The organism is Pantoea sp. OXWO6B1 (genome assembly GCF_001641135.1).
Classification (GTDB): Bacteria; Pseudomonadota; Gammaproteobacteria; order Enterobacterales; family Enterobacteriaceae; genus Pantoea; species Pantoea allii.
Genome location: NZ_LWLR01000001.1, coordinates 3,620,587 through 3,633,447, shown reverse-complemented (window position 1 = coordinate 3,633,447; position 12,861 = coordinate 3,620,587). Strand labels below are relative to the sequence as shown.

The following is a 12,861-nucleotide window of genomic DNA, read 5'->3' as shown; positions in this document are numbered from 1 at the left end:
CCTTAGTGCTGCGTCGCATTCATTGTCTGAGTGCGCTTTTTGCGTCGCAGTTTATCCATCATTAAGTACACCACTGGCGTGGTATACAGGGTAAGGAGCTGGCTCATGATCAGCCCGCCCGCAATGGTGATCCCTAACGGCTGTCGCAGTTCCGCGCCATCTCCGCTGGTCAGCACCAGCGGGAGTGCGCCAAACAACGCGGCCAGGGTAGTCATTAAAATAGGGCGGAAACGCAGCAGGCAGGCCTGGAAAATGGCATCGCGGGCGCTCATGTTACCCTTACGTTCTGCCTCCAGGGCGAAGTCCACCATCATGATGGCGTTCTTTTTAACGATCCCGATTAATAACAGAATACCGATCAGGGCAATCAGGCTGAACGGCGTATCAAACAGCTCCAGCGCCAGCAGTGCACCGACGCCTGCCGAGGGCAACGTTGAAAGAATGGTCAAAGGATGCACGTAGCTCTCATAGAGAATGCCCAGCACAATATAGACTGCCGCAATGGCGGCCAGCATCAGCCACAGCTGGCTGCTCTGCGATTGCTGGAAAGCCTGCGCGGTACCGGCAAAGCTGCCGCGCACGCTGGACGGCACGCCCAGCGCGGTCATGGTGCGGTCGATGGCCTCCGACGCCTGTGACAGGGAAACACCTTCTGGCAGGTTAAAGGAAATGGTCGATGCGGCAGACAGCCCCTGATGATTGACGGACAGCGGGGCATTAGCCGGCTGCCATTTGGCAAACCAGGCGAGCGGGATCGGTTTGCCCTCGCTGTTAATCACAAACATCTGATTCAGCGCGCTGATGTCCTGGGTATAGCGGGGGTCCACTTCCATGACGACCTTGTACTGGTTCAGCGGCTGGTAAATGGTGGAGATCTGGCGCTGACCAAATGCATCATTTAACAGGGCGTTGGCTTCTGAGACGTTGATTCCCAGCCGGGCCATGCTGGCGCGATCGTAGGTCAGGGCCATTTCACTGCCCTTATCCTGTTGGTCGGAGTTGACGTCAGCCAGTTCCGGCAGGGCGGTAAAGGCCTGCCGGATTTGGGGTTCCCAGGTGCGAAGCGCAGCAAGATCGTCTGACAGCAGCGAGTACTGATAGCTGGCATTGGCTTCGCGACCGCCCACCCGAATATCCTGCACCGCATTGAGATACAGGTTGGCTCCGGGTTCGTTTGCCAGCTTCGTACGCAACCGGGCAATCACTGTCTGGGCATTGTCTTTCCGTTCAGACAGCGGTTTCAGAGAAATAAACATCAGCCCCATGTTGGTGCGCATCCCGCCGGTAAAGCCTACCACGCTGGACACATCGGGATCGGCACCGACGATTTTCATAAAGTCTTCCAGCTTACCGCGCATCGCCTGAAACGAAATACTTTGGTCGGCTGAGATAAAGCCCGACAACCGGCCAGTGTCCTGCTCGGGCAGGAAGGTTTTGGGAATACTGATAAACAGCCATACCGTCAGGGCCACCGTCCCCAGCAGCAGCAACAGTACCCAGCGCGCATGGTTCAGTACCACGGTCAGTGAGCGCGCATAACCGCGCTGCACCGCCAGCAGCAGCCGTCCAAATCCCCGGCGTTGCGGTTGACTGCGCGGCGCATGGGGCTTGAGCAGGTAAGCACACATCATCGGCGTCAGCGTGACAGAGACAAACAGGGAAATCAGGATGGCGACCGACAGCGTGATAGAAAATTCGGCGAAGAAGCGACCAATCAATCCGCCCATCATTAGCAGCGGCAGGAATACCGCAATTAATGAGAGGCTCATCGACAGCACGGTGAAGCCGACTTCACGCACGCCTTTTAGCGCAGCAGCCAGGGGTTTCATCCCGGCTTCCACATGACGGGCGATGTTTTCCAGCACCACAATGGCATCATCCACCACAAATCCGGTGGCGATCGTCAGGGCCATCAGCGACAGGTTATTCAGGCTGAAGCCGCATAAATACATCGCGGCGAAGGTGCCGATCAGCGATACCGGCACCGCCACGGCAGGGATGAGCGTGGCGCGACCAGAGCGTAAAAACACAAACACCACCAGAATCACCAACGCGACGGCAATTACCAGCGACTGTTCCACTTCCTCAAGCGAGGCGCGGATGGTGGGCGAGCGGTCCTGCGCCACCTCAAGGTTAATGGCCGCAGGGATAATCTCGTGCAGTTCGGGCAGTTCGGCACGAATGCGATCCACCGTGTCAATCACGTTCGCATCGGCGGTTTTGCGTATGACCAGCAACACCGCCGGTTTACCCCGTGACATCCCGGCGTTACGTACGTCCTGTACCGAATCCTGCACCGTGGCAACATCCGACAGGCGCACCGCTGCGCCATTGTTGTAATGCACCACCAGGGGCTGATATTCACTGGCGGTTTGCAGCGCATCGTTGGTGCGCAGCTGCCACCGCTGTTGACGATCTTCTAGCGCGCCCTGTGGACGACGCTGGTTGGCGTTAGAAATGGCCTGCCGTACTGCGTCCAGGGAAACGCCCTGGTTAAACAGGGCCTGCGGGTTCAGCGCAACGCGCACGGCGGGCAAAGAGCTGCCGCCTACGGTGACATCGCCAACGCCGTTAATCTGCGACAGCTTCTGCGCCAGCTGTGTGGAGGCGTAATCGTAGAGCTGAGCCGGGCTGAACAGGTCGGAGGTCAGCGTCATGATCATGATCGGCGCATCAGACGGGTTAGCTTTGCGATAGGTCGGGCGCGAAGGCATACCGGTGGGGAGCAGGCTTTGCGCAGCGTTGATCGCCGCCTGGACATCCCGCGCCGCGCCATTAATGTCACGATCAAAATCGAAGACCATAATGATGCGCGTCGATCCCAGGGAACTGGTGGAGGTCATTTCGCTGACGCCGGCGATGCGGCCCAGGGAACGTTCCAGCGGCGTGGCGACTGACGAGGCCATCGTTTCCGGCGAGGCACCGGGCAGAGAAGCCGACACCATAATCACCGGAAAATCCACCTGCGGCAGCGGGGCGACGGGCAGTAGGCGAAAGCCCAGCATCCCGGCCAGCGCAATCGCCAGCGTCAGCAGCGTGGTGGCAACCGGGCGATGGATAAACAGCGCAAAAAATTTCACTGCTGTTCCTCCGTGTGACCGAGGCGGCGACGCAGGTTATGCGCCAGTCGGTCAAACAGCAGGTAAATAACCGGTGTGGTAAACAGGGTCAAAATCTGGCTGAGGATCAGGCCGCCGACCATAGCAATACCCAGCGGTTGGCGTAATTCTGCGCCGACGCCGGTGCTGAGCATCAGCGGTAACGCCCCCAGCAGCGCGGCCAGCGTGGTCATCAGAATAGGTCGGAAACGCAGCAGGCAGGCCTGATAGATCGCGTCATACGGCTTCATGCCCTGTTCACGCTCCGCGGCCAGGGCGAAGTCAATCATCATGATGGCGTTCTTTTTCACGATGCCAATCAGCAAAATGATGCCGATGATCGCCACGATATCCAGCTCGTTGCCGCTTATCATCAGGGCCAGCAAGGCACCCACACCTGCGGTTGGCAGGGTTGAAAGAATGGTGATGGGATGAATAAAACTCTCGTACAGGACGCCCAGCACGATATACATCGCCACGACAGCCGCGACAATCAGCCACACCGTGCTCGTCAGTGCCGCTTCAAACGCCAGGGTGCTGCCCTGGAACTGCGTCATCACTTCTGACGGCATACCAAGTTGTTCTTCGGCCTGGGTTATCGCCTTTGTGGCATCTTCCAGCGAATAGCCCTTCGCCACATTAAACGAGAAGGTGGCAGACGGAAACTGGCTCAGGTGGTTGATGGTCAAAGGCGCATGGCGCTGCTCAATGCTGGCGATAGCATTTAAGGGAACGCTGCCGCCGTCGGTACTGATCAGGCGAATACCCTCCAGACTTTGCAGGCCCTGCGTGGTGCTGTTGTCCTGCTCCAGCACCACGCGGTACTGGTTTGCCTGAGTATAAATGGTTGAGATCAGCCGCTGCCCAAAGGCGTCGTAGAGCGCGTTATCCACATCCGCCATGCTGATACCCAACCGGCTGGCGCTGTCACGATCGACTTTGATATAGGCTTCCAGGCCCTGATCCTGCCAGTCGCTGCTGACATCTTGCAGCGCGGGCAGTTTCTGCAAGGCGCTCACCAGCGCAGGAACCCAGGTGCTGAGTGAGTCCAGCGATCCGGACTGTAGCGTAAACTGATAGGGCGTGCGGCTGGCCTGGGTATCAATCGTCAGATCCTGAACCGCCTGGAGCCACAGCGTGACGCCGGGGATCATGCTGATTTGCTGTTGCAGTCGCTGCTGAATCTCAGGAATACGTTCGCTGCGCGCATCCAGCGGTTTAAGGTTGATCTGCAACCGGGCACTGTTGAGTGACGGATTGGTGCCGTCGACGCCCACAAACGAAGTCAGGCTTTGTACCGCGGGATCTTTCATTATCACCGAGGCAACGTCACGGGTGCGCTCAGCCATGCTGGCGTAAGACACCGACTGCGGGGCCTGCAGAGTGCCCTGGATGATGCCGTTATCCTGCTGTGGGAAAAAGCCTTTAGGAATCGCGATCCATAACAAGACGGTAAGCAGCATCGTGCCAAGTGCCACGGATAACGTCAGCCAGGGATGGTTAAGCACCCGACTCAGCCCGCGACCGTACACCGCAATCACTCGCTCAAACATGGCTTCGCTGGCGCGGGAAAAGCGGTTTTGCCTGCGCAGCGATTCTGCGCTCAACATGCGGGCACACATCATCGGCGTCAGGGTGAGCGAGACCACGGCTGAAATCAAAATCGCCACCGCCAGCGTCACCGCAAATTCGCGGAACAGACGGCCGATGACATCACCCATAAACAGCAGCGGGATTAACACCGCAATCAGTGAAAACGTCAGAGAGATAATGGTAAAGCCAATTTCGCCCGCGCCCTTCAGGGCGGCCGTCATGGGTTTTTCGCCTTTCTCGATATAGCGCGAAATGTTCTCAATCACGACGATGGCATCGTCTACGACAAAGCCTGTGGCGATGGTCAGCGCCATCAGCGTCAGGTTGTTGATGGAAAAACCCAAAAAATACATCGCCGCAAAGGTACCAATCAGCGACAGAGGCACCGCCACGGCCGGAATAATGGTGGCAGGCACGTTACGCAAAAACAGGTAGATGATCATCACCACCAACCCCATTGCCAGCATCAGTTCATGCTGGGTGTCGCTGACGGACGCACGAATGTTGGTGGTGCGGTCAGTGACCAGTTTCACGTCGACTGATTTAGGCAGGCTGGCGATCAGTGACGGCAGCATGGCGCGAATGCTATCGGCGGTGGCAATAATGTTGGCACCTGGCTGGCGTTGCACATTCAGCACAATGGCTGGTTCACGGTTGGACCAGGCACCCAGCCAGCTGTTTTCTGCGCCCTGTTCAATGGTTGCCACATCCGCCAGGCGCACCGGTGCACCATTTTTATAACTGACGATCAACTGGCGGTAATCCTCTACCGATTTCATCTGATCGTTGGCGGAAAGCGTGACCGAGCGGGTAGGGCCATCCAGGCTGCCTTTCGCGGAGTTGACATTGGCATTGGTGATCGCCGTGCGCACCGTTTCGCTGGTCAGCCCCATGGCGGCCAGCGCCTGGCTGTTCATCTTCACGCGCACCGCCGGACGTTGACCGCCCGTCAGCGTCACCAGACCGACGCCGGTGACCTGCGATATCTTCTGTGCGACACGGGTTTCCACCATGTCCTGCACCTGGGTTAACGGCATGCTGCTGGTGGTGACGGCCAGGGTCATAATCGGTGGATCGGCCGGATTGACTTTGCTGTAAACCGGCGGATTTGGCAGGTCACTGGGCAGCAGGTTGGTGGCAGAGTTGATCGCCGCCTGCACTTCCTGCTCCGCCACATCAAGCGGCAGCGTCAACTGAAATTGCAGCGTGACGATTGAGGCGCCACCCGAGCTTTGCGATGCCATCTGTTTCAGTCCGGACATCTGGCCGAACTGGCGTTCAAGCGGGGCGGTAATGGAGGAGGTCACCACATCCGGGCTCGCCCCGGGGTACAGCGTAACGACCTGAATCGTCGGATAATCCACTTCAGGCAGGGCAGAGACCGGCAAAAAGCGGTAACCCAGAATCCCCGCCAGTAAAATGGCAATCATCAGTAAGGTGGTCGCGACCGGACGCAGGATAAACTGGCGTGACGGCCCTCCGCTGTGGTCAGGAGGCATAACCTGCATTACTCAGATTCCCCTTTGGACGGCAAGCTGGTGCGGGTCTCTTTTGTGGCGCGACTCTGCGCGGCAACCACTTCGACTTTTGCCCCTTCTGTCAGGCGGTCCAGCCCGTCGGTGACGACGCGATCGCCTGCGTTGAGTCCGGCGCTGATTACCACTTTCTGGCTGTCCTGCAGACCGGCGGTCACGCTTTTCTTACTGACCTTGTCTTCACTGTTGATCACCCAGACAAAGTGGCCTTCATTCCCCATTTGCAGTGCTGCGGTGGGAATCACGACGGCATCCTGTAAGGTATTCACCTTCAGGCGCGCATTAACAAACTGGTTAGGAAAGAGCAGGTCATCCTGATTATCAAAGCGCGCTTTAATTTTAATCGTGCCGGTGGTCACATCAATCTGGTTATCCAGACTGAGCAGTTTACCGCGGGTGATCAAATGCTGATTGCTGCGATCCCAGGCTTCGACCAGTAAAGGTTCGCCAGTTTTCTGCGCCTGCATGATCTGGCTGATAGTGTTTTCAGCCACGCTGAACACCACATCCACCGGATGCGTTTGAGTAATCACCACCAGGCCATTGGTGTCGCCGCTGGTAATGTAGTTGCCGATATCAACCTGCTTCAGACCCACGCGGCCATCGATAGGTGAAGTGATGCGACTGTAAGTCAGATTCAGTTGGGCGCTGGCAACGCTGCCTTCATCGGCTTTTATCGTGCCCAGGGTTTCATTCACCAGAGCGCTCTGTGTGTCCAGATCCTGCTGGGAAACCAGCGAGGTTTTCGCCAGCTTCTGGTAACGGGCTAAATCGCGGCGTGCGTTCGCCAGGGTAGCCTGGTCGCGCGCCAGCTGACCCTGTGCCTGCATGAGGGCTACCTGATAGGGACGGGGATCGATCTCGGCGAGCAGATCGCCAGCTTTCACCTGCTGGCCTTCTGTGAAGTGGATAGCCATCAGATTCCCATCCACCCTGCTACGCACCGTCACGGTGTTGGCGGCTGTCACGGTGCCTAACCCATTCAGGTATTGCGGCACACTCTCTTTGACCGCACTGGCCGCCTGCACCGGCGCTAAGGGCTTATGCGCGCCACTGCCTCTTTTACCATGTGCAGACTGGCTGGATGCGTCACCGTCGCTTGCGGGTTGGGCCGGATGCTTCCACCAGTAATAGCCGCCTGCGGCCACGGCAATCACCACCAGCGCAATCAACGCTTTTTTCATAACAGGGTATCGGTTGTTCATTGTTGTTGTTGCTCTCCAGCACTGTCTTTCCAGGGCGCGGGCTTAAAAGGTTGCCTGCAAACCACGAATTGTAGTCGTCCCTGCGGGTGAAAATTTGAAGGAATTAAGGATATCTGTCAGCACTGCGTAATTATGTCGATTTTCTGAAGACATATTGTCGTTTAATTGATGGGCCGTATTCATAACGCATTTGAATGAGTGTGCCACAGAATAGCGCGCGATGAGCTGTTGTGGTCAGGAAATGATTTATTAAATTCATCAATGGCAACAAGCGCAAAAAGCCAGAAGGAGCAGGTGTCAGGCGGCAATACGCCGCGCGGAGCGGCGTGAAAACGCCAGCGTTTGCCCGCAGGAAGGCGAGCAAAAGGCATGAGGTGACGTCAGGTGAACGAATGATGTAGAGAGGGCGTCTCAGCGGCGCGAGGACCGCAGAGCCGTAATACCGACTCTGGCGACATCGCCGGCCGTTGACGCTGTCCTTCTACTGTCTCACCTGGCAGCTGTCTCACCCGGCAGGGTCAGGCAAACATCACCTCTGCCCAGCGCGCCAGACCTGCGGTGACCGAGGCAAAATCGTCTCCACCGGCAATGGGCGTACCCGGCAGGGCCTGCTGCAGTGCGGCGCGTAAAAGAGGCGAGCGGGCGCTGCCGCCGGTGAGATAGATCACCTCGGGTTTGATATTGCTGGTTGCCAGCGCCAGCTGTACCTGCTCCAGAATCTTCTCCAGCGGCTGGCTGATTGCATCCTGCAGGGTGGTCACGCTGATATCGGCCTGTAAACCGGCGGTGATAAAATCCAGGGATGCCGTAAAGTCGGGGCGATCGGACAGGGCGATCTTGCTTTCTTCGGCGGTCCGGACCAGGCGATAACTCAGCTTCTGCTGCCATACCTTGAGTAAATGGGCGACGGCGACAGGATTTTCTGCCTCGCGGACTAAATCGCGCAGCATCTTGCCGCAGGCGGTGCTGTAAAAATCGCTTTGCGCAGGCACATCGTTGATGGCGACGGCGTTCCACCAGGGCAGGGCAGGCAGAGCAGTGCCTTTCTGGGTGTTACCGCCCGCGCCCAGTAAGGGCATCAGCGCCTTGAACGCCAGCATAATATCCAAATCGTTCCCGCCCACGCGACAACCGCTGTGGCCCAGCAGACTTTCACGCCGATCTGACAGGTTGCGCCACTGCGGGCCCATCAGCAGCATCGAGCAGTCGGTGGTTCCCCCGCCAATATCGACCACCAGCACACGGGTTTCCTTATCCAGCGTCGCCTCAAAATCCAGGCCCGCCGCCACCGGCTCAAATTGAAATTCCACATCCCGGAAGCCCGCGCGTTTCGCCGCACGTAACAAAATGCCCTGTGCCTGCTGATTCGCGTCTTCGCTGCCTAATCCTTGAAAGTTAACCGGACGGCCTATCACCGCCTGGTCGATCGGCTGCTGGGTCTGCGTTTCACCCTGTTGGCGAATGTGCAGCATCATGGCGCAGACCAGATCTTCAAAAAAAGCAATCTGCTGCGGTTTCAGGCCCGTGGCACCCAGAAAAGATTTTGGGGATTTAACAAACCAGACATCTTCAGGATCGACCATGTAATGCTGGAGCGCGGTCAGGCCAAACTGAATGCTGTCGGGTAAAACATCGATATCTTCTTCGCGGTTGTAGCGTAGCGCCCGCTGCAGCAGCGCCGTACTTTCCTGTTCAGGTGTGGCAACCTGATGATGGCGATAGAGCCATTCCGTCACGGCTTCACGTGTAGGGGAGCAAATCATGGACGGCAGCAGGCGTTGACCCTTCTCCAGCGTTAACAGCCGTGGCGAGCCATTTTCGCTGACCGCAATGGAACAGTTAGCCGTACCGTAATCGAATCCAATGAACATTTTTCGCCCCCAGGCAGGAAAAAAGGGGGCGACTTTAGCGCAGCTGAAAGGTCGTGGCAAGCGGTGAGCGGCAGAATTAGCGAATCGCGAAAAGGGACTCTTCCGCCAGTTTACTCAGTGGCTGGCGTTCTGCGACCGCGCTTCCCCAGACGCCGTCAACGTCGAGACGGGTGAGCGTGGTGAGAACGGCTGGAACCGAAACCGGGCCTGCAAGCAGGGTAATATCACGCTGGCTGGTCTGGCTCTGAATAATGGAGATCAGCATCTCATCCATCAGATTATTGTGCAGGTTAGCAACCAGCTCCGGGGCCAGAATCAGGCAGTCAACGACCTTGCCGGTGAGCTGATTAAAGGCATCCAGATTACGGCCAAAATGCTGCAACACGATGCGACAGCCCGCCTGGCGTAGCTTCGTCAACGCGCCGATCAGGCGCTCACCGCTGGCAAGGACGCTGGCGGCGTTAAGCGCAATCCCGCTATGGCTGTCGGCAAGACCCGATTCCGCAAAGCGAAAACACAGGTTTTCGACAAAGGCCGGATCGTAAAGCGCGTTCACATCAAGGGGCAATATCAAGGCGATGCCTTTTTGGCTCATTGTTGAAATACGCTGACCGAAAAAGGCCGCAACGATATTGTCTTCCAGTCGGCGTTTCAGCGCCTCATCGGTCAGGTTGTTACGCAGCAGATGCTCATCAATAAGCAACCCTTTCTCGGTGAACAGCTGAATCTCCACCAGCCAGACGCTGGCAGAATGAGGCTTACCTGGCGGCGCGACCGCCCATACCTGCATTTCAACCTGCAAGGCATCCAGCATCGTCAGATCCAGGGCGTGAGGGTTTCCCATCAACGCGAGAGGGTGCTGCTCATACACCATATAGCGGCCCCGCCCGCTACGCTTGGCGTTATAACAGGCAATATCCGCCTGCGAGAGGACATCACTGCTCTGCGCGTTCTGTGCGGAGATTTGCGTAATGCCCGCGCTGGCACCGACCTGATAGGCGCGCCCCAGCCATTCAAAACAGTAGTCACTGACGGCGCGAACGATGTTTTCGACCTCTTCGCAGGCCTGATCGACCCGGCATTCGGGCATCAGGATGGCAAACTCGTCGCCGCCGAGCCGGGCCAGGAAGTCGCTGCCGCGCAGGCGGTGGCGCATTAAGTCCGAGAGTTCGCTTAGCAGGGCGTCCCCGGCGGCATGTCCCGCGCTGTCGTTGACCGCCTTAAATTTATCAAGGTCAATAAACACCAGCACGTGCTGATTCTGATGCTCGACAGCGTCGGAAAGCAGTCGCTTAAGTTGCAGCTCAAAGCTGGCCCGGTTAGGCAATCGGGTCAGCGTATCGTGCAGGGCGCTGTAACTCAGGCGTTTCATCACTTTACGTGACTCGCTGACGTCCTGAATAACCAGCACCGCACCGCGCTCGGTGCCAGATTCAGATTTGAGCGGCGTAATACTGTAATGGATATCAATATGTTCGCCGTTCAGCGTGTGTAATATCCACTCTTCAGACAGGTAGGGCGCGGTTTTTTCGGAGGGGATGTGGTTCAGCAGCAGGTTTTCGACTTCAGGGCCATGACGACCATGGGTGATATGCAATAGCTCGCTGACCGGTTTGCCTGCCGCGGCGTCCTGAGACCAGCCCGTCATTTTTTCCGCCACAGGGTTCATAAAGGTCACGCGCATCTCCTGATCGGTACTGATAACGGCCTCACCGATTGAGTCCAGCGTGATCATCATGCGCTCTTTTTCCTGAAACAGCGCATCATTCAAATTACGTAACGGCGTGATGTCTTGGGAGATCCCCAGGATGCGCTCAATACGGCCATCTTTACTGAGCAGGCGATTAGCCTGGGTACGAATCCAGTAGTGCTCATCCTCACGCACCACCCGATACTCCATCTGGAACGCACTGCTTTGTTCAATAGCGCCTTGTATCGTCATCACGCAATACTCACGATCGGCGGGATGGACCATCTTCACCCAGAGCTCGTAGCTGGGCGATTCATAGGATTTCATGCCAAACAGCTCGAACATGCGTTTATCCCACAGCACTTCGCCGCTGACCATGTTCCATTCCCATACGCCGATGCCGCCCGCTTCATTCGCCAGCGTAATCCGCTCCATCAGACGCTGATTCACCAGTTCGCTCTGTTTCAGTTCGGAGATATTGATAATCTGCGCAATAAAATAGAGCGGTTGCTGCGCGTTATCGCGCACCAGGGAGATGGTCAGCCGTACCCAGACTATTTCGCCGTCTTTGCGAAAATAGCGCTTTTCCAGCGTGTAGGAATAAATTTTGCCTTCGAGCAGCTTCTCCAGGCGCTTCTGATCGTCATAGATGTCGTCGGGATGGGTAATTTGCAGGAAGGTCAGTTTGGTGAGTTCATGCTCGGGATAACCCAGCGTATCGCACAAGGATTTATTCACCTGAAGCCATCGGCCTTCTACAGAAACCAGCGCCATGCCAATGGCTGAATACTCCATGGCATGACGAAAACGGGTTTCGCTCTCGCTAATGTGATGCTTTTCATGGCGGAAAGCATCCATCACTAACGACATGATATGACAGGGGATTAAAACCATCAAAAACGGAAGCCAACTGGTGATGACTGCATAGGCGCTGACGGTAGACGTGACCTTAATCCAGTCTAATGAGAGCAATAACGCCATAAAGCTGGCGTTAAGAAAAAACAGCACAAAGGCTTCGACCTTGGGCAGCCGCACGGCACACCAGAACAGCACGACCAAAATAAAGGTAAACGGCCAGGGTAAGAACCGCAGCGATAAATAGCTGGCGGTGAGCGTCAGAACGAGGGTGATAAGCGTTTCAAACAGCGACGCGCGTTTCAGATAATCGTGCGGCAGTGGCCAGGAGAGCAGCAGCAAAACCGGGCCAAGGGCGAGCATGCCGATAATTTCTGAAATCACCCAGGTATAAAAGAAGGCAAACGACGCCTGTTCACCCACGTGCAGTACCCACAGGGCAAGGGTACCGCCAATAAACGGAGAAATGATGCCGGTGGCAATGACAAAGCGTATCCAGTCATTTAGCGAAACCAACGGCGCATCCCGGTTAAGTAATGCGCGTAATAAAAATCCGCCCATCAGGGCCTGCAACAGATTAAGCAGCGCAAATTTTAAATTTGAAAGGGCAGGGCCGATGATCAATGCGTTTGCCACCGCCGTACCAATTAAGCAGGCAAGAAGCAAAAAGGGCAGCTGGCGTGAAGTGCAACGAAAAACCACGATGGTCATCAGTGCCGTTGAGAACCAGAGCGGCGAAATTTTACCGCTGACCACAATTAGTTCAAGACAGAACAACGTAAGGACGAAGGAAGCCAGGCTAAGCCAGCAGGCGTGTAGCCACGTGTTAGGTGATTTATCTGACGAGGCCAGTGTCTCAACGATCATTTATCGATCCAGCAGGGAGCAAGATAGTGCAATGGAATGCGGTGCGCGAGCCATTGTTATTGGAAGAATGCTAGCACATTTGGTAGAAAAAACAGGGGGGAAATCATTAAATTGCGGTATTCGTTGGATTGAATGGCGCGCGCCAGC

General features: G+C 56.5%; 5 protein-coding genes. All 5 read right to left on the bottom strand.

Features of this window, described 5'->3' with window-relative positions:
• Positions 1 to 2: 2 nt before the first annotated feature.
• Positions 3 to 3,080 (bottom strand): multidrug efflux RND transporter permease subunit MdtC, encoded by a 3,078-nt coding sequence (mdtC, locus tag A6A26_RS19050; protein ID WP_063880187.1) that lies wholly within the window; start codon positions 3,078 to 3,080, stop codon positions 3 to 5.
• On the bottom strand, positions 3,077 to 6,199 hold the full coding sequence (locus A6A26_RS19045; protein WP_063880186.1) for an MdtB/MuxB family multidrug efflux RND transporter permease subunit: 3,123 nt from the start codon (positions 6,197 to 6,199) through the stop codon (positions 3,077 to 3,079). The genes mdtC and A6A26_RS19045 overlap by 4 nt, the downstream gene beginning before the upstream one ends.
• Positions 6,199 to 7,431, bottom strand: coding sequence for an MdtA/MuxA family multidrug efflux RND transporter periplasmic adaptor subunit (locus A6A26_RS19040; RefSeq protein ID WP_063880185.1), 1,233 nt, complete (start codon positions 7,429 to 7,431; stop codon positions 6,199 to 6,201). Before A6A26_RS19040 ends, A6A26_RS19045 begins: the two co-directional genes overlap by 1 nt.
• A gap of 518 nt (positions 7,432 to 7,949) precedes the next feature.
• Positions 7,950 to 9,302, bottom strand: a complete 1,353-nt coding sequence (gene yegD / locus A6A26_RS19030) for a molecular chaperone (protein WP_063880183.1) — start codon at positions 9,300 to 9,302, stop codon at positions 7,950 to 7,952.
• 76 nt (positions 9,303 to 9,378) lie between these two features.
• Positions 9,379 to 12,714, bottom strand: a complete 3,336-nt coding sequence (locus tag A6A26_RS19025) for a diguanylate cyclase (RefSeq protein WP_063880182.1) — start codon at positions 12,712 to 12,714, stop codon at positions 9,379 to 9,381.
• Between the last annotated feature and the right edge of the window lie 147 nt (positions 12,715 to 12,861).

Coding starts and splice junctions, on each gene's coding strand:
- A6A26_RS19045 (WP_063880186.1), bottom strand. CDS start 6,199: ATGCAGGTTATGCCTCCTGACCACAGCGGAGGGCCGTCACGCCAGTTT.
- A6A26_RS19040 (WP_063880185.1), bottom strand. CDS start 7,431: ATGAACAACCGATACCCTGTTATGAAAAAAGCGTTGATTGCGCTGGTG.
- yegD (WP_063880183.1), bottom strand. CDS start 9,302: ATGTTCATTGGATTCGATTACGGTACGGCTAACTGTTCCATTGCGGTC.
- A6A26_RS19025 (WP_063880182.1), bottom strand. CDS start 12,714: ATGATCGTTGAGACACTGGCCTCGTCAGATAAATCACCTAACACGTGG.